Annotated in this window: 16 protein-coding genes; 10 read left to right on the forward strand and 6 right to left on the reverse strand. The window is 66.7% G+C overall.

All coding sequences use genetic code 11. The features are described 5' to 3' along the window. Positions 1-29: 29 nt before the first annotated feature. On the forward strand, positions 30-1,181 hold the full coding sequence (locus Verru16B_RS15385) for a WD40/YVTN/BNR-like repeat-containing protein (RefSeq protein WP_157772452.1): 1,152 nt from the start codon (positions 30-32) through the stop codon (positions 1,179-1,181). Beyond that, positions 1,178-3,517: an efflux RND transporter permease subunit gene (locus Verru16B_RS15390; protein WP_069963112.1), complete on the forward strand. Its 2,340-nt coding sequence runs from the start codon at positions 1,178-1,180 to the stop codon at positions 3,515-3,517. The genes Verru16B_RS15385 and Verru16B_RS15390 overlap by 4 nt, the downstream gene beginning before the upstream one ends. A gap of 166 nt (positions 3,518-3,683) precedes the next feature. On the opposite strand, the gene Verru16B_RS15395 is transcribed toward Verru16B_RS15390, so the two are convergent. From Verru16B_RS15395 to Verru16B_RS15410, 4 genes are all read right to left on the reverse strand, one after another. Next, positions 3,684-4,019 carry an energy transducer TonB gene (locus Verru16B_RS15395; RefSeq protein WP_157772453.1) on the reverse strand — a complete coding sequence of 112 codons (336 nt, stop codon included), beginning with the start codon at positions 4,017-4,019 and terminating at the stop codon, positions 3,684-3,686. 232 nt (positions 4,020-4,251) lie between these two features. Next, positions 4,252-6,918: an ABC transporter permease gene (locus Verru16B_RS15400; protein WP_069963114.1), complete on the reverse strand. Its 2,667-nt coding sequence runs from the start codon at positions 6,916-6,918 to the stop codon at positions 4,252-4,254. A gap of 7 nt (positions 6,919-6,925) precedes the next feature. Further along, the gene (locus Verru16B_RS15405) at positions 6,926-7,258 is read right to left on the reverse strand and encodes a PadR family transcriptional regulator (RefSeq protein ID WP_069963115.1); all 333 of its coding nucleotides are present in this window, start codon (positions 7,256-7,258) and stop codon (positions 6,926-6,928) included. A 167-nt stretch (positions 7,259-7,425) separates the two neighbouring features. Then, the gene (locus tag Verru16B_RS15410) at positions 7,426-8,346 is read right to left on the reverse strand and encodes a hypothetical protein (RefSeq protein ID WP_157772454.1); all 921 of its coding nucleotides are present in this window, start codon (positions 8,344-8,346) and stop codon (positions 7,426-7,428) included. Positions 8,347-8,560: 214 nt separating this feature from the next. Here Verru16B_RS15410 and Verru16B_RS15415 point away from each other — a divergent pair, with 214 nt between their 5' ends. The 4 genes from Verru16B_RS15415 (at position 8,561) to Verru16B_RS15430 (ending at position 12,233) form a co-directional block, all read left to right on the forward strand. Then, positions 8,561-9,709, forward strand: a complete 1,149-nt coding sequence (locus tag Verru16B_RS15415; RefSeq protein ID WP_069963117.1) for an AI-2E family transporter — start codon at positions 8,561-8,563, stop codon at positions 9,707-9,709. 35 nt (positions 9,710-9,744) lie between these two features. Beyond that, on the forward strand, positions 9,745-10,110 hold the full coding sequence (locus tag Verru16B_RS15420; protein ID WP_069963118.1) for a hypothetical protein: 366 nt from the start codon (positions 9,745-9,747) through the stop codon (positions 10,108-10,110). A gap of 157 nt (positions 10,111-10,267) precedes the next feature. Beyond that, positions 10,268-11,239, forward strand: a complete 972-nt coding sequence (locus tag Verru16B_RS15425; protein WP_157772455.1) for an MBL fold metallo-hydrolase RNA specificity domain-containing protein — start codon at positions 10,268-10,270, stop codon at positions 11,237-11,239. Positions 11,240-11,480: 241 nt separating this feature from the next. After that, positions 11,481-12,233 (forward strand): DUF3108 domain-containing protein, encoded by a 753-nt coding sequence (locus tag Verru16B_RS15430; RefSeq protein WP_157772456.1) that lies wholly within the window; start codon positions 11,481-11,483, stop codon positions 12,231-12,233. Between the two features lie 91 nt (positions 12,234-12,324). On the opposite strand, the gene Verru16B_RS15435 is transcribed toward Verru16B_RS15430, so the two are convergent. Then, on the reverse strand, positions 12,325-12,852 hold the full coding sequence (locus Verru16B_RS15435) for a DNA-3-methyladenine glycosylase (protein WP_069963121.1): 528 nt from the start codon (positions 12,850-12,852) through the stop codon (positions 12,325-12,327). 144 nt (positions 12,853-12,996) lie between these two features. Here Verru16B_RS15435 and rplU point away from each other — a divergent pair, with 144 nt between their 5' ends. The 3 genes from rplU to Verru16B_RS15450 all read left to right on the forward strand — a co-directional run bounded on the left by rplU (position 12,997) and on the right by Verru16B_RS15450 (position 14,152). Beyond that, positions 12,997-13,311, forward strand: a complete 315-nt coding sequence (gene rplU, locus Verru16B_RS15440; protein WP_069963122.1) for a 50S ribosomal protein L21 — start codon at positions 12,997-12,999, stop codon at positions 13,309-13,311. 24 nt (positions 13,312-13,335) lie between these two features. Beyond that, positions 13,336-13,575 (forward strand): 50S ribosomal protein L27, encoded by a 240-nt coding sequence (rpmA, locus tag Verru16B_RS15445; protein WP_069963123.1) that lies wholly within the window; start codon positions 13,336-13,338, stop codon positions 13,573-13,575. A 244-nt stretch (positions 13,576-13,819) separates the two neighbouring features. Next, positions 13,820-14,152, forward strand: a complete 333-nt coding sequence (locus Verru16B_RS15450; RefSeq protein WP_069963124.1) for a hypothetical protein — start codon at positions 13,820-13,822, stop codon at positions 14,150-14,152. A gap of 102 nt (positions 14,153-14,254) precedes the next feature. Here the strand turns inward: Verru16B_RS15450 and scpB are convergent, their stop codons facing one another. Beyond that, positions 14,255-15,157: an SMC-Scp complex subunit ScpB gene (gene scpB / locus Verru16B_RS15455; protein WP_069963125.1), complete on the reverse strand. Its 903-nt coding sequence runs from the start codon at positions 15,155-15,157 to the stop codon at positions 14,255-14,257. Between the two features lie 131 nt (positions 15,158-15,288). Here scpB and Verru16B_RS15460 point away from each other — a divergent pair, with 131 nt between their 5' ends. After that, complete coding sequence (locus tag Verru16B_RS15460) at positions 15,289-16,878, forward strand: glucose-6-phosphate isomerase (RefSeq protein WP_069963126.1); 1,590 nt, start codon at positions 15,289-15,291, stop codon at positions 16,876-16,878. Positions 16,879-16,885 lie beyond the last annotated feature (7 nt).

Raw genomic sequence — 16,885 nt, forward strand, 5'->3', positions numbered from 1 at the left:
GGCCCCGTGAACCGAAACAACATTCCGGAATGCTCCGCCTGCCCCAGGCTGTTGTGACGACCCCTGACCGCCGATTTCCCATCCCCGCGGCCTTCCCTACCCGCTCCCGGATAAGTGCATTCCTCGGCAGAACGTGGGAGGGGCTTCACGCCCCGACTCCGACTGCACGCTCCTCCCCCCTGTGGGCAGCCCGCTCGCGGGCGCTCTGTGCAGGCGAGCGCAAGCGCGCTGACCCACAGAACAACCTGTCCCGGCGGGTCCTGGCCTGTCTTACTCTCACTTTCCTCCTCCCTTTCGCTCCGGCCCACGCCGCCGAATCCTCCGAGCCCGCCCCGCTCGCCGCCCAATCCCTCCTGCTCGATGTCACCCGCGCCGGCCCGCGCCTCGTCGCCGTCGGCGACCGCGGCCACGTGCTGCTTTCGGATGATGAGGGCGTCACCTGGCGCCAGATCATCGTCCCCACCCGCGCCATGCTCACCGGCGTGGCCTTCGGCGACGCCACCCACGGCTGGGCCGTCGGCCATGACGGCGTGATCCTCCACACCGCCGACGCCGGCCTCACCTGGACCCAACAGCCCTCCGGCCAGGACCTCGAGACCGTCCTGCTTGACGTCGCCTTTGCCGATGCCCAACACGGCTTCGTCGTCGGCGCCTACGGCAAATGTCTCGTCACGACCGACGGCGGCCGGATCTGGACCTCATACTCGCCTAGCGCGGAGGAGATGCATCTCAACCAGATCGCCCGCTCGCCCGACGGCACCCTCTACCTCGCCGGCGAAATGGGCACCCTGCTCACCGCCCGCAACCCCGCCGGTCCGTGGACTATCCTCGATGCCCCCTACGACGGCTCCCTCCACGGCCTGCTGCCCCTCGATGCCTCCCGCCTCCTCGTCTACGGCCTGCGCGGACGCGTCTTCGCCTCGGACGACGCCGGCGCCACCTGGTCTCCGCGTGAGACCAAGGTCCCCGTTCTTCTGATGGCCGGCGTCTCTCTGAAGGCCGGCCCGATCGTGCTCGCCGGCCTCGGCGGCAATTTCAACATCAGCCGCGACGCCGGCGCGACCTTCACCCCCTGGCAACCCCTCACTTACACCGGCGGCGTCAGCGCCCTCCTCGAGGCCACCGACGGCGCCCTCGTCGTCGTCGGCGAAAAAGGCGTCGCCCGCCTCACCCTGCCATGATCGCCCGCCTCGAGGAAATCATCTTCCGCCACCGCCTGCTCACGCTGGCCGTCTTCGCCCTGATCACCGCCTGGCTCGGCTGGTTCGCCGCCAAGACCCGCGTGGACGCCAGCTTCGACAAGCAGCTCCCCACCGACCACGAGTACATCGACAACTTCAAGAAGCATCGCACGCAGTTCGGCGGCGCCAATCGCGTCGTCATCGCCCTGGTCGCGAAGAATGGCGACATCTTCACCCCGGAATTCTTCAAAACCCTCAAGGCCGTCACCGACGAGACCTACTACCTGCCCGGCGTCGACCGCGCCCAGGTGATGTCCATCTTCACCCCCAACGTCCGCTACATCGAGGTCGTCGAGGAGGGCCTGCAGGGCGGCAACGTCATCCCCGCCGACTTCGCCCCCACGCCCGCCGGGTTTGAGCAGGTCCGGCAGAACATCGTGAAGTCCGGACGCCTCGGCATGCTTGTAGCCAACGACTACACCGGCGCCGCCGTCATTGCCTCGCTCCAGGAGGTCGACCCGCAGACCGGCCGCACCCTCGACTACGCCCAGGTCGCCGCCGCCCTAGAGACCACCATCCGCGCCAAGTTCCAGTCCGACACGATCAGCGTGCATGTCATCGGCTTCGCCAAGGTCATCGGCGACATCACCGACGGCGCCAAGGGCGTCCTCGTGTTCTTCGCGATCGCCCTCGTGATCTCCGCCGTCCTGCTCTTCTACTTCTCGCAGTCCCTGATGCTGACGGTGCTGCCGCTGCTCACGTCCTTCTGCGCCGTGGTGTGGCAATTCGGCATCCTCAACCTCCTCGGCTTCGGCATCGACCCGCTCTCCATCCTCGTCCCGTTCCTGATCTTCGCCATCGCCCTGAGCCACGCGACGCAGATGCTCCGGTCGTTCCGCTTCGAGATCAACATGGGCAAGGATGAACATGCCGCCGCCCGCGCCTCGTTCAGCAACCTCTTCATCCCCGGCTGCGTGGCCATCCTCACCGGCACCGTCGGCTTCAGCACGATCTACCTCGTGCACGTGCCCACCATCCAGGAACTCGCCATCACCGCCAGCCTCGGCGTCTTCCTCATCATCTTCACCGACCGCTTCCTGCTGCCCGTGCTCATCTCCTACACGAAGATGTCACCCGGCTTCCGCAAGCGCGTGAACTTCCGCCGCTTCGCCCTCCAGCCCTGGTGGCGCCGCCTCGTCAACTTCACCACCGGCCCGCGCAGCTCGGTCGTGATCATCGTGGTCTCCCTCGCGCTCCTCGTCTTCGGCTGGGTCAAGTCCTCCCAGGTCAAGATTGGCGACCTCCACGCCGGCGTGCCCGAACTCCGCCAAGACTCGCGCTACAACCGCGACACCGCCGTCATCACCAAGGAATTCAGCATCGGCGTGGACGTCATCACCGTCCTGGCCGAGACCGTGCCCAACGGCGTCGTCGAGCACGACGTCATGACCCTGATCGACACCTTCGCCTGGCGCATGCGCAACGTCGAGGGCGTCCAGTCCACCGCCGCCCTCACCGACTACGCCCGCACCATTAACGCCGGCTGGAACGAGGGCAGCCTCAAGTGGCGCGTCATCCCCCGCAACCAGCACGCCCTCGCCCAGGCCGTCTCGCCCGTCGAGACCTCCAGCGGCTTCCTCAACAACGACGGTAGCGTCATCCCCGTGATGATCTATCTCAAGGACCACAAGGCCGAGACCATCAAGCGCGTCATCGCCGCCGTGAAGGACTTCCGCGCCACCCACGACAACCCGCGCGTTAAGCTCCAGCTCGCCACCGGCAACATCGGCGTGATGGCCGCGACCAACGAGGTCGTCGCCGCCGCTCAGACGCCCATGATCCTCTGGGTCTACGCCGCCGTGATCGTGCTCTGCCTCATCTCGTTCCGTTCCTGGCGCGGCGCGCTCTGCGTGATCGTCCCGCTCGTCGTGGTTTCCTACCTCGGCTACGCCCTGAAATTCTACCTCAACATCGGCCTCAAGACCTCCACCCTCCCCGTCATCGCCCTCGGCGTCGGCATCGGCGTGGACTACGGCATCTACCTGTTCTCCGCCATCCAGGAACGCTTGGCGCAAGGCGACACCTTCGAGGACGCCCTCTGCTTCGCCTTCGGCACCATGGGCACCTCGGTGATGTTCACCGGCAGCGCCCTCGCCGCCGGCGTCGGCACCTGGGCCTGGTCCACACTGAAGTTTCAGGCCGACATGGGCATCCTTCTCAGCTTTCTCTTTTTCTTCAACATGCTCGGCGCGATGCTCCTGATGCCCGCCCTCGGCCGCTGGCTCTTCCACTCCCAGCTCGCCCACCGCCTGAAGCCCGCCTCCTCCTCGCCCTAAGTGGAGGTCCCGCGTCCCTGCGGACTTGTCGGATGTAGGGCGGGGTCGCCGACGCAGGCTTGGCGGAGATGGCGAAGCAACCCCGCCTGTTTGATGTAGGGCCCCACAAGTGAGGTCATTCCGCCCTCCGCCCTCTGCCCTCTGCCTTCCGTCCTCCGCCGTCGATTCACTTCCCCGCTTCCACCTTCCCCGCCGTCGTGAAGGTAAACGCCAGGTCGAACTCCGCCTCCACCGTCTCCGTGTGCAGCACGCGCGAGTAAGCGACCCCTCCGCCGGTGACGATCTCGATGTCCTCCACCCGCGCCGGCCGGAACTTCCACTGCCGCACCGCCCCCTCCACCGCCTCCCGGAAGTCATCCGCAAACGCCGGCGGCGTGATACTGATCGCCAGCATGCTCGGCCGGACCGCCGTGACATTTCCCTGCGCGTCCACCGTGACCCGCACCCCGACCTGCGCCGCCCCCGCCTTCGCCGCCAAGGCCCGCGCCGGATAAACGGGCAAAACCGGGTCACCGATTATCTGCGCCTCCCGAAACTGGCTCTGCCGGCTCGGCTCGACGACCTCGGCCGATGAACCCTTTGGCGCCGGCCCCGGCGGCGGCTCCACCAAAACGAACGCACTCCGTCCGGAGTCTGGGGGTGGTGCATGCCGGCAGCCGACGGCCAGCACCAGCAAGACCAGCCATCGCCCAAGGTTCGATCCTGAAAGCCCTTTCACGCCGTCCAGCCAAGCCTCACTCCGCCCGCAGCGCAACCATCGGATCCGCCTTCGCCGCCCGCCGCGCCGGCAGCAGCGTCGCCAGCAGGGTCGCCAGCAGCACCAACCCGCTGAGCGCGCCATAGGTCAGCGGATCCACCGCGCTGACGTCGTAGAGCTGGCTCCGCAGCAACCGCGCCAGTCCCGCGGCCAGCACCAGACCCAGGCCTATGCCCATCACCGCCAGACGGATTCCTTGGCCCAGCATGAGGCGATAAAGCTCCGCCGGCCGCGCCCCCAACGCGGCCCGGATGCCCATCTCCTGCCGCCGGCTGGCCGCGTGATGACTCATGACCCCGTAGAGCCCTACCAACGTGAGCACGAGGGCCGTGCCGGAAAACAACCCGAGCAACACGGCGGCCAGCCGCTGGCCGGACAGGGCCCGCTCGCGATAATCCGCCAGGGCCCGGATCTCCGTGACCGGCATGCCGGGGTCCAGCCGCCACACCTCACGCCGGATGGACTCCGCCAGCGCCTCCGGACGCACCGCGGTGCGCACCACCAGCGTGATTCCCGCATTGGCGAATTGGGCCTGCGGCACGTACACTTCGGGGCGCGGCGTGTCGCCGGGTGACCGATGCCGCACATCCGCCACCACGCCGACGATTTCCTTGGGCGTGAAACCGCCCCAGCCCATCCGCAGGTGGAGCCCAAGGGGATTCCGGCCGGCGAGGGCCTCGCGAACAAAGGCCTCGTTGACCAGCGCTACCGCCGGTGCCGCGGGGCCGTCGTGTGCGGTGAAGCCGCGGCCCGCAACCACGGGTATGCCCAGCGTGTCCAGGTAGTCATGCGCGACGAAGCGCAGCTGCGCCGAGGGCTTGCTCCCGGGCTCCGTCGGTACCTCCACCACCGCATAGCTCGTGTTGTTCTCGACGCCGGTCAGGGGCACGCTCTGGGCATGGCTCACGGCGGAAACCCCGGGGATCCGGGCCAACGCCTCGGTCAGCCGGGTCATGAAATGATTCACCGCCGTCGGCTCGAAATCCTCCCGCATGTAGCGCTGGCCCGTCAGGGCGATCTGCGCGGTGAGGATGTTCTCCACCTGATAGCCCGGCTGCACCTGCTGCAGCCGCCCCAGGCTGCGCAGCATCAGGCCCGCCGCCACGAGCAGTGCCAGCGACAGCGCGATCTGGCCGACCACCAGCGCATGTCTCAGCCGGTTGTGCCGACCACCGCTGCTGCCGCGGCCGCCCGCCTTGAGCGCGTCGATCGGCCGGGTCGTGCCCCCCACCAGGGCGGGCAGCCAACCGCAGAACAGTCCGGTCAGGACCACCACGCCGCCGCAAAACAGCAGGACCCGTCCCTCCGGGACCAGACCGGCCAGCCGGGGCAGTCCCTCGGGCAGGTACGTTTCCGCCAGACCGATCATCCAAGCCGCCAGCAACAAGCCGAATCCGCCGCCGAGCGTCGCCAGCACGAAAGTCTCCGCCATGGCCTGCCGGATCAGGTCCCGGCGGCTGGCGCCGAGTGCGCTGCGCACGGCCAGCTCCCGCTGCCGGGTGATCGCCCGGCTGAGCAGCAGGTTGGCCACGTTCAAGCAGGCGATGAGCAGCACCAGCCCGACCACCGCCGCCAGCAGCCCGAGCTTCGGGCCGTGATCCCCGACCAGTAAGGCCCGCAACGGGCTGATCCGCACGGTCAGGTCGCGACCGATCTCCGGGTGCGCGGTCCGGATGGCCACATGCAGCGCCTCCAACTCGGCCTGCGCCTGCCCGAGACTCACGCCGGGCCGCAGCCGGGCCAGCGCCCCGATATAGGGCCGGTAGGCCCGGCTGGCATTGGCGCTGCCCTCCCGCGCGGGGTCGCCCAAAATGACCGGCGGCAGCCAGATATCCACCGGCTCCGGCTCGACCGGAAACAGTCCGGCGGGCGTGACGCCCACGATCTCGCAGGGCATTTCGCTGATCTCCAGCTGGCGGCCGATCACCGCGGGGTCGGCGTTGAACAGCCCGACCCAGGTCGCGTGCGTCAGCATGGCCGGCGTCACGCCCTGCAGCCCGCCGGGAAGTTCCTCCGCCGGCAGAAACGAACGGCCCAGCAGAGGCTGGATGCCGGCGACCGGGAAAAACTCGGGCGACACCAGGGCCGCCCGGACCCGCACCGCGCGATCTTGCAGCATCAGTACCAGTTCCGATTCGGCCACCGCCGCCATGCCCGAAAAAGACGTCGTGCCGGCGCGCCAGTCGGCGAAATTCAGATACGAGAGTCCGGCCGAGTTGCCGCCCGTCGCCCGGTCCTCGGTCTGCAGCACCACCAGCCGGTCCTCATCGTGCACCGCCAGCGGGCGGAAAAGCACCGCGTTCACGAGCGTGAAGATCGCGGCGTTGGCGCCGATGCCCAGCGCGAGCGTTAGCACGACCACGGCCGCAAAGCCCGGCTGGTGCCGCAACCCGCGCAGCGCCTGCCGCAAGTCGCGGAGCGCGGCCTCCACCGCCAGCCAGCCGCGTTGCTCGCGGACCCGCCCTTGCACGCTGCCCACGTTGCCAAATTCCCGCAGCGCCGCGCTCCGGGCTTCCGCCTCACTCAGGCCGGCCCGGCGGTTCTGCTCGGTCAGGAGCTCAACATGATGCGCCATCTCCTCGGCCATCTCGGCGTTGAGGCGATCACGGCGGAAGAGGTACCCAAGATTGCGAAACCAGGACATGGCGAAATCAGGCGTGACCCAACACCAGGTTGATGGCGGTGGAGAGCTTGGCCCAGCTCTGCTCCTCGGCGGCCAGCTGCTTGCGCCCCGTGGCGCTCAGCGTGTAGAACTTCGCCTTCCGGTTGTTGTCGGAGACGCCCCACTCCGATTTGATCCAGCCCTGGTCCTCCAATCGGTAGAGCGCCGGATAAAGCGAGCCCTGCTCGACGGTCAGCATTTCCCGGGACATCTGCCGGATCCGCAGCGAAATCCCGAAGCCGTGCATCGGTTCGTGCTGGAGCGATTTGAGGATGAGCAGGTCGAGGGTCCCCTGCAGCAGATCAGCTTTGTTGGTGGCCATGGTTTCTCCTAGATTGGCTAGGAGAGAACCGCCCTCCCCTAGATTGTCAAGGGGAGAACCTGCAATCCCTATGAGTGTGGGCGGCGAGCTCGCTCGCGCCACGAGGGCGGCATCCCATTCGTGGCGCCAGCCAGCTGGCCGCCCACCCCGGGGCCCTAACACAGCCGCTACTTCGCTTTCGGCGCCTCCGGCTGATTCTCCACCGTCCCCAGCACCTTGAAGTCCTCCATCTTCACCTCGACCTCGCGGTCGTTGACGCGGACGCGCTGCAGGCCGTCCAGCGACTTGCCGTAGACGTCCGCCCCCGCGAAGGCCAGGGCCGGGAGCGCTTCGGTGAAATTGTTGCCCGGCGAGCGCATGCTGAGCCGCGTGACCCACAGTAGCTTCGGTTTCTTTTCCCGGCGCATGAACTGGTAATCATAGGCCATGAGCACGACGAAATAACGCTCCTCGTTCAGCTCCACGCTCATCGTGAGCTCCTGCGTGCTGGGCCGCGCCTTGGTCCGTTCCTTGTCCAGCGAACGCCGGTAACCAAGCAGGGCGGCGTTGCGCTCCATCATCGCATGCTGGCTGGTCTGCGCCGTGCCCAGCCGGTCCAGCGAGGCGTTCAGGTCCCCCACATCCGCGTTCTGCGTGTCAGCGTACGTGCTGCTGAAGGTGCCCAGTGCGGCATTCAGGGACTCAATCTCCGCCTGCCGGCGCGAGTCATCATAGATCAGGGTCGAGCCCCAGAAAACACGGATCAGGATGTTCGCCGCGGGCACGTCCTTGGTCGGATAATACTCCTGCTTGGCCAGATTCACCGCCAGCATCTTGGTGATATCACCAAAGGTCATCGCCTCCTGGCCACGATCCGCCGTGCCTCCGCCCAGGCGCACCCCCTCGGCAAAAACATACGTCTCGGGCTGCAGTCGGCCCTGCGGATCGGTGGGCCGGACGTAGCTCGGGGCCGAGGTGGCACTGATGGCAATCGAGTCTCCCCAGCCGGCCTGCAGCAGGGTCGCCGGGAGCAGGGCGAGGATCAAGTACCGGCCGGACACCCTCCAGCCAGGGAAAAAGACAGAGCCGGGGCGAAGCGTCGTAGTCATGGGGGTACAGGGAGAGTACCGGGGGTGGCCCTTCCCGCCAGCACCGCGCAGCCTGACCGTCCGGCTGCCGATGTCAAAGGGCGGCTGGGCCTGGTTCGATGGTGGAACCTGCCTTCCGTCCTTTACCAAGCCTTCGGACGACAGGCCGGGCAGGTGGCCCCGAGGCCAATCGCCTGAGCTTGCGTGACAGCCGGGCCCCCGCTTCTCTCCGCCCATGGCCGAAGCCGACGCCCCCCTGCTCTCCCCCGCCCAGCGCCGGCTGGTCGGCTTCGCCCTCGGCTTCGGCGCCATCGTCACGATCTTCGCCCTGCTGGCGCTCATCCTCATCGGCCTCGGCCGCTTCATCGGCGAGTTCTCCAGCGTGATCTGGCCCATCGCCACCGCCGGCATCCTGGCCCTCATCCTCCGGCCGGTCGTCACCATTTTTCAGAATCGCCTCAAGCTGGGCCGGCTCAGCGCCGTGATCTTGCTTTACGGCCTGTTTGTCCTGCTCGTCGCCGGGGTGCTCTTCGCCTTCGCCCCGGCCATCATCTCGCAGGTCATCGATTTCATCGCCTACCTGCCGAAGCTCTGGGAAAGCAGCCTCAAATGGGGCGAAACCCACTTCCCTGAATGGCTGGCTGTCGCGCGCCAGCATCTGGAGAACCCGGCCATCAAGGGCGCGCTCGAGACCGTCACGCAACAGGCGCAGGACTTCGTTGCCCAACTCGCACCCTCCCTCAAGCAGGCCGGCGCCAGCATTTTTGGTTTCTTCGGCTTGATCGCCTCCCTGGCCATCATTCCTGTCTACCTTTTCTTCTTCCTCCTGTCCGGCACCGACGACCCGGTCAAGAAGCTGCCGGAGCACCTGAGCTTCCTGAATACCGATCACCGCGAAGACGTGATGTTCCTCCTGCGGGAGTTCCTCGGCATCATCGTGGCTTTCTTCCGCGGCCAGATCCTGATCGGCTTCATCATGGGCGTGCTGCTGGCCCTCGGCTTTACTCTGGGCGGCCTGCGCTTCGGTCTGGCCTTGGGTCTGATCGTCGGCCTGCTCAATATCGTACCCTACCTCGGGTCCATTCTCGGCCTGAGTGTCGTGATTCCCCTCGCCCTGCTCCAGGAGGGTGGCGGGCTCAGTCTGGTGGGCCTCTGCCTCGGGGTGTTTGTGGCGGTGCAGCTGATCGAGGGCTGGTTGCTCACCCCGCGCATCATGGGCCAGCAGACCGGCCTGCACCCGGTGGCGATCATCTTCGCCGTCTTCTTCTGGGGCCACGCCTTCGGCGGCGTGCTCGGCATGCTGCTCGCCGTGCCACTCACCGCCTTCTTCGTGACCGCCTGGCGCCTGGCCCGGCACAAGTACCTGCGCAAACCCGCAACCTAGCCTCGAGGCTGGTGTCACAGGCCCCACCCCTCCCCATGAAAAGCCTGATCATCGTTCCCTGTCTCGCGGCCTCCGCCGCCGTCGCCGCCGAACTCAAGGACCCCACGGCCGTCGCCCAGGAATGGCAGCAAGCGGCCGAACAAGCCCGCCAACCGTTGGGACCCTCCCGCACCCTGGCCGCGCTCAGCGATGACCTGACCACCACGCCGCTGGAGCGCATCTTCAGCCCGGACAACCTGCCGCCCCTCCCGCCCCCGGCCGTCCGGCCGCCGCTCCTGGACGCCCCCAGCACCAAGATTCCCGACCACCTGCCCAACCTCCGCCCCCGCGGCGCCGTTCCCTACGAATACAACGGCGAGGTCTACTGGCTCGTACCCTTGAGCACTCCGGCCCGAAAGTGAAGTACCCGTGGCCCGCCATCAGGAACAAAGCATAGGGATGTGGCCAATGCTTCTGTGGAATGATGGTGTCTCCTGACGCCCCGCTGTCAGGAGCACCGGTGCCCACCTTTGACTTCCGCCGGCCGACGCTCCCTTGTCAGGGTCCATGCCTTGGGAAGTGCATCAACACAAGGGACTCAACCTGCCGCAGATCGGCTGGTGGCTCGATGCCCAGCGCGCGCAATCCCGCTGTTTCATCTCCCACGCGCATTCCGATCACATCGGCCCGCACCGTGAGATCGTCGCCACCCGCGCCACCGCCAGCCTCATGCGCCTGCGGATGGCCGGCAAACGCGTCGAGACCATCCTGGAATACAACCAGCCTTGGACCGCGGACTTCGGCTGCGAATTCCGCCTGCACCCCGCCGGCCACATCTTCGGCTCGGCCATGCTCGAGGCCCGGAGCGAACACGGCACCCTGCTCTACACCGGCGACTTCAAGCTCCGCCCCAGCCTCGCCGCCGAGACCTGCGCCACCCCGCGCGCCGATGTGCTCATCATGGAGACGACCTTCGGCCTGCCGAAATACGCCTTCCCGCCCGATGCCGAGATCGAGCACCAGATCGTGGATTTCTGCCGGTCCGCCCTCGCCGACCAGGTTACTCCCGTGCTCTACGCCTACAGCCTGGGCAAGACCCAGGAGCTGCTGCAGATCGTCGGTCGCGCCGGCCTGCCGGTTATGATCCATGCCCACGGCTACCGGCTGACCCAGCGCTACGCCGAGCTGGGCATGAAGCTGCCGCCCTTCAAGGAACTCGATTTGCACCACCACGCCGGCCACGTCGTCATCGCCCCGCCGATGACCGGCGCCACCGAGCCACTGACCTGGATCAACCCGAAGCGTACCGCCGTCGCCACCGGCTGGGCCATCGATGGCGGCGCCAAGTACCAATACGGCTGCGATGCGGCGTTCCCCCTCTCCGACCACGCCGACTATCCCGACCTCCTGGCCTTCGTGGACCGCGTGCAGCCGAAACTCGTCTACACGGTCCACGGCTTCGCCAAGGAATTCGCCTCCACCCTCCGCGCCCGCGGCATCGAGGCCTGGGCCCTCGGCCAGCAAAACCAGATGGACCTCGGCCTGGGCTGATTTTCCCGCGGATCACGCGGATTCGCGCGGATGAGACAAACCACCGGACAAGTTACCGCGACCAGCTAGCAACCCGTAACCAGGACATGGTCAATTCGTGCCCCGTGAGGGTGGATCCGTGGTTAAACCTGGATCGAATCCGCGTCCATCCGCGCCATCTGCGGAGAATTTGCCGGTTCTGCTCTCCACCAAATCCTCGACGCCCGGTGCACATTTGCCCATGGCTGGTGTCAGCACCCGCGTGAAATCCCTCCTCCTCTTCCTCCTCCTACCTGGCCTCGCCCTCGCGGCGCCGTTCACCGCCATCCGTGACGGGGAGAGTTTCACCTACAAGGTCGGCTTCGCCATTTTCAGCCACGCGGGTAACATCACCCTCTCCGGCCAGGCTGAAACCACGCCCGGTCAAGACCGCATCCGCGTCACGGCCGACACCCGCTCGCGCGGCATGGTCCGCGGGCTCTACGAATTCGACAGCACCGCCGTCGCGCTGATCGACCGGCCGACCGGCCGCCTGTTGGGCGTGAAGGAGACCGGCGCCGACCCGAAGCGCCCGATCGACAACGAATTTCAGATCGACTACGAAAAACGCGTTGCGACGTTCACCGACCGCGTTCGCACCCACCGCAGCGCGACCCTGCCGCTGCCCGGCGATTCCGACCCGATCGACCTGATCAGCGCCCTCGTCCAGACGCGCGACTGGGACCTCAAGCCCGGGGAGAAACGCGATCTCGTTGTCCAGTTCGGCCGGGACTTCTACCCGCTGTCGATCCACGCCGAGGGTTATGAGGAAGTGCGCACGCCCATGGGAAAATACCGCACCCTCGTCCTCGTGCCCCGCATGGACCCGGCGAAGGCCAAGGGCCTCTTCAAGCGCGGCGGCGAGATCAAGGTCTGGATCGCCCAGGACGGCAGCAAACTCCCCGTGAAGATGCAGCTGAAACTGAATTTCGGCGCCGCCACCCTGCTGCTCAGCGAGTATCAGCCGCCGAAGTGAGTCTTTTCATTTTCATGGAGGCGGGGTGCCCCCACCCCGCGTGTCTTGATGTGATCCAGCAGAAGCGGGGTGAAGGCACCCCGCCTCCAAATCAAGCCTCCACCCAAAACCGCCACGGTTTCTCCGCCCACCCCGGCCCGGCGTAATCCACCCCGATCCGCGGACCCGACTTGATCCGGCCGCGCGGCACCTTAATCCCATGATCCTCCACATGCAGCCCGCTCGCGGGCACCGCCTGCTGGCCGTTTAGTTTCCGATCAATCCGCAACCGCTTCGTCAACCGGCCCGGCCCGGCGACCGCGTCCACTCCCCGGATCAGCACCGCCGCCGGGTGCTCCGCCGGCCCCGTCACCAGATTCAGCATCTCGTGCACGCCGTAACAGAGATAGACATACCAGCATCCGCCCGGCTTATACATCACCGCCGTGCGCGACGTGCGTCCCTTGCTCGCATGACAGGCCCGGTCCGTCTCGCCGTGGTAGGCTTCGACCTCGGTGATCATATGCTCACATCGTGCCCCGCCGGCGGCCGTCCTCACTAACACCTTGCCCAAGAGCCACCTTGCCAAGGCCGGGGTGTTGCGGACCTGCAGTTCGGCGGGCTGGACGATGCGCTTCATGGCCGGTAAAAGATGCCCCTTATTTCAGCCCTTCAGCCGATCCGCGTCGCGCAAATTCCCTCGCGACGCAGCGATTTCGCGGGAATGGTAAATAAAGCCTTGATTACCCATGGCCTACTCACCTTATTTCGCCCCTTTGAACTTATGAAAGCCACTATCAAAACACAGGGGAAGCAGTTCTCGGTCAGCGAGGGCGACATCCTCATCGTGGATCGCTATCCCAAGACGGAAGCCGGTTCCACGGTCGAAATCAACGAGGTCCTCGCTGCGGGCGAGGGCGAAAATTTCAAGGTCGGCACCCCCTTCCTCACCGGCGCCTCGGTCAAGGCCAAGGTCCTCGAGAACAAGCGCGGCAAGAAGGTGATCGTCTTCAAGAAGAAGAAGCGCAAGGGCATGGAGCGCAAACGCGGCCACCGCCAGGAGCTCTCGGTCATCAAGATCGAGTCCATCACGGCTTAATCCCTTTAAAAAGGAACCACTACCATGGCACATAAGAAAGGTCAGGGCACATCCTCCAACGGTCGCGACAGCCATTCCCAGCGTCTCGGCGTCAAGGTTTTCGGCGGCGAGAAGATCATCGCCGGCGGCATCATCGTCCGTCAGCGCGGCTCCAAGCACCACGCCGGCAAGGGCGTCGGCACCGGCCGCGATTGGACGCTCTTCGCGCTTAAGGACGGCACCGTCCAGTTCGACAAGGCCCACCGCAAGGTGAACGTCGTCTAAGCGAATCGTTGCTTTCATTCTCAGGCGCACCCGCAAGGTGCGCCTTTTGTTTTGGCGGAGCCAAAACAATCGCGCCGAAGCCCGCAGGGCGAAGGCGGATCGCCGCGCATGCTGTAGGGCGGGATCGCCGTATCCCGCCTTCGTTCGAAGCGTATGCCGCGTTCTTGGCGGGGGTTCGGAGACACCACCCTCCACCCCCAACCCCATCCTTGCCCCGCTCCCCACCTTCCGCCTGACTTTCTGCATGTCGTCCGACCGGCTCACCGAACTCCAGCGCCAGCGCGCCCTCGCGCAGGAACAACTCGCCTGGTTCGACCGCGAGATCGCTCGGGAGTCCGCCGGTCAACCGCCCGCGGCCACCCCGCCGCCGACGCCAGCCACGCCCGCCGCCCCGTCCGCCGCTGCCGCGCCGGAATCAGCGGCCGTCGATCGCGAGGCCGAGAAGATCCTCGCCTCCTACCGCCAAACCAGCCGCCCGATCAAGGACGAGGTGAAGAAGGGCTGCCTGCTCTACTTTTTCAGCGCCTTCGGCCTGCTGATCCTGGCCCTCGCCGCCTTCTGGTTCCTGCGCCGCTGAGGACTTTGCCCGCACGGTTCCCCAAGGTGGAACCAGGCCTCCGGACGGATTGTTCGGACAATCGAACGAAGCCAGCCCGAAGCCCCGATTCCCACCAGCCCCTTACGCCTCGGTCGTCGTAGGCGGGGCATCCGCGGCCGGCGTCTCCACCGGCGCAGCCGCTTCCGCGGGCGATTCGACCGCAACCGGCGTCGACTCCGTCTGCTTCAGCGTCAGCTGGTCTTCCTCCGTCTCGTCGAGGCCCATGTCGGAATCACCCGCGGCCCGCGGATTGGCGGAGGTCTGCAGCCATGCATCGATCTGGCGCGGCGACAGCACGTCGGACGCCGGCAGCTCGTCGAGCGACTTGATGCCCACAAATTCCAGGAACGCCTCGGTCGTCCCATATTGGATCGGACGTCCCGGCAGGTCGGCCCGCCCAACAATATAAACGAGATCGCGCTCCTGCAGCTTCTGCAGGCCGGCATCCGCCGACACCCCGCGGATCTGCTCGATGTCCGCCCGGGTCACCGGCTGGCGATACGCCACGACGGCCAGCGTCTCGAGGGCCGACGGGCTCAGGCGCACCGGCGGGGGCTCGTTACGCAGCAGGCGCACCCAGCGCGCATAACGCGGATGCGTGGCCAGGCGCCAACCGTTGGTGCCCTCAATCAAAACCACCTCGCTGTCCGCCGCCCGCATCTCGAGCGCCAGGGTGTCCATCGTCTCCCGGATTTGCGCCGCGGGAATCAAGGTCGGCACGTCGCGATAAGATTCATCATCCTCAGACGGATCGACGAGGGGCACCTCGGCGGCTTCCACCGGGACTTCGCCCGTGGCCGGCACCGCCGGCACGACCGCCTCGCCCCCGCCCTCGGCGCCGGCCTCGGGCGCGGCCTCCTCCAGCGGCAGGCTCGTGGCCTGCTCATGGAAACGGCTCACGGCCGTCTGGATGTCTTTCACCGAAAGGGGACCGTTCGAGGCGAACAGCATCACTTTCAAAACGCGCTTGAGATCAAAGGCCATGCTTTAAGCCACCCAGTGAATGAGGCCGTCTCGCACCCTAGCAACCCATAAAATCCGCGCACCCCTCCGGGACAAATTTGTCCCTTTTCGGGCTAGCCGCCCCGCCCCGCCCCGGATATTCCTGACCCACTATGACGTGGGATCGCTTCAAGTCGCTGTACTACACCAACGCCCGCCTCGGCCTGTCACTCGACATCAGCCGCATGCCCTTCCCTGAGGACTTCCTCACCGGGATGCAGCCCAAGCTCCAGCAGGCCTTCGCCGACATGGCCGCCCTCGAGGGGGGCGCCATCGCCAATCCCGACGAGAAGCGCATGGTCGGCCACTACTGGCTCCGTAACGCCGAGCTGGCCCCCACCCCCGAGCTCCGCACCGCCATCACCGACACCCTGGAGGCCATCAAGGTCTTCACCGCCAAGGTCCACAAGGGCGAGATCGCCGCCCCCGCCGGCAAGTTCAAGGAGGTCCTCGTGATCGGCATCGGCGGCTCCGCCCTCGGACCCCAGCTCGTCAGCCACGCCCTCGGCCGGATCAAGGGCAACCGCGACAAGCTGCGCGTCTCCTTCTTCGACAACACCGACCCCGACGGCATGGACTACGTGCTCAAGGAACTCGGCAGCCGCCTCAAGCAGACCCTCGTCATCGTCATCTCCAAGTCCGGCGGCACCGCCGAGACCCGCAACGGTATGCTCGAGACCCAGGCCGTCTTCAAGGCCGCCGGCCTCGACCACGCCAAGCAGTTCGTCGCCGTCACCGGCGAGGGCTCCAAGCTCGACCAGGTCGCCGTCGCCGAGGGCTGGCTCGCCCGCTTCCCCATGTGGGACTGGGTCGGCGGCCGCACCTCCGAACTCTGCGCGGTCGGCCTCCTGCCCGCCGCCCTCCAGGGCATCAAGATCGACCAGATGCTCGCCGGCGCCGCCGCCATGGACGAGGTCACCCGCAAGAAATCCCTCCGCGACAACCCCGCCGCCCTCCTCGCCCTCATGTGGTACTGGGCCACGGACGGCAAGGGCACCAAGGACATGGTCGTCCTGCCCTACAAGGACCGCTTCCTCCTCTTCTCGCGCTACCTCCAGCAACTCGTCATGGAATCGCTGGGCAAGGAGCTCGATCTCGCCGGCAACGTCGTCAACCAGGGCATCGCCGTCTACGGCAACAAGGGCTCCACCGACCAGCACGCCTACGTCCAGCAGCTGCGCGAGGGCGTGAACAACTTCTTCGTCACTTTCATCGAGGTGCTCAAGGACCGCGTCGCCGACGATTCCATGGAGGTCGAGCCGGGCGTCACCAGCGGTGACTTCCTCCAGGGCTTCTTCCTCGGCACCCGCGACGCCCTCAGCGAGAAGAACCGCCACTCGATCACGATCACGGTCAACGAGGTGTCCCCCCGCTCGCTCGGCCAGCTGATCGCCCTCTACGAGCGCGCCGTCGGTCTCTACGCCTCCCTGGTCGGCATCAACGCCTACCACCAGCCCGGGGTCGAGGCCGGCAAAAAGGCCGCCGGCAGCGTCATCGCCCTCAAGCTCAAGATTGCCGCCGCCCTCCAAGCCGCCCAGGGCCGGGAATTCACCGCCGAGACCCTCGCCGCCCAGCTCAATCAGCCCGAGCGCACCGAACTCATCTTCAAGGTCCTCGAGCACCTCGCCGCCAACCCCGGCAGCAAGGTCGTGAAGACCGTCCGCAAGCCCTGGTCCGACTCCACCTACGCCGCCAAGATCTGATTCCACC

Origin of the sequence: Lacunisphaera limnophila, from assembly GCF_001746835.1 — a bacterium.
Classification (GTDB): Bacteria; Verrucomicrobiota; Verrucomicrobiia; order Opitutales; family Opitutaceae; genus Lacunisphaera; species Lacunisphaera limnophila.

What these genes read in the sequence shown, in the direction of transcription:
- Verru16B_RS15385 (WP_157772452.1), top strand. Translation starts at nt 30, where the DNA reads ATGCTCCGCCTGCCCCAGGCTGTTGTGACGACCCCTGACCGCCGATTT.
- Verru16B_RS15390 (WP_069963112.1), top strand. Translation starts at nt 1,178, where the DNA reads ATGATCGCCCGCCTCGAGGAAATCATCTTCCGCCACCGCCTGCTCACG.
- Verru16B_RS15400 (WP_069963114.1), bottom strand. Translation starts at nt 6,918, where the DNA reads ATGTCCTGGTTTCGCAATCTTGGGTACCTCTTCCGCCGTGATCGCCTC.
- Verru16B_RS15405 (WP_069963115.1), bottom strand. Translation starts at nt 7,258, where the DNA reads ATGGCCACCAACAAAGCTGATCTGCTGCAGGGGACCCTCGACCTGCTC.
- Verru16B_RS15410 (WP_157772454.1), bottom strand. Translation starts at nt 8,346, where the DNA reads ATGACTACGACGCTTCGCCCCGGCTCTGTCTTTTTCCCTGGCTGGAGG.
- Verru16B_RS15415 (WP_069963117.1), top strand. Translation starts at nt 8,561, where the DNA reads ATGGCCGAAGCCGACGCCCCCCTGCTCTCCCCCGCCCAGCGCCGGCTG.
- Verru16B_RS15420 (WP_069963118.1), top strand. Translation starts at nt 9,745, where the DNA reads ATGAAAAGCCTGATCATCGTTCCCTGTCTCGCGGCCTCCGCCGCCGTC.
- Verru16B_RS15435 (WP_069963121.1), bottom strand. Translation starts at nt 12,852, where the DNA reads ATGAAGCGCATCGTCCAGCCCGCCGAACTGCAGGTCCGCAACACCCCG.
- rplU (WP_069963122.1), top strand. Translation starts at nt 12,997, where the DNA reads ATGAAAGCCACTATCAAAACACAGGGGAAGCAGTTCTCGGTCAGCGAG.
- rpmA (WP_069963123.1), top strand. Translation starts at nt 13,336, where the DNA reads ATGGCACATAAGAAAGGTCAGGGCACATCCTCCAACGGTCGCGACAGC.
- Verru16B_RS15450 (WP_069963124.1), top strand. Translation starts at nt 13,820, where the DNA reads ATGTCGTCCGACCGGCTCACCGAACTCCAGCGCCAGCGCGCCCTCGCG.
- scpB (WP_069963125.1), bottom strand. Translation starts at nt 15,157, where the DNA reads ATGGCCTTTGATCTCAAGCGCGTTTTGAAAGTGATGCTGTTCGCCTCG.
- Verru16B_RS15460 (WP_069963126.1), top strand. Translation starts at nt 15,289, where the DNA reads ATGACGTGGGATCGCTTCAAGTCGCTGTACTACACCAACGCCCGCCTC.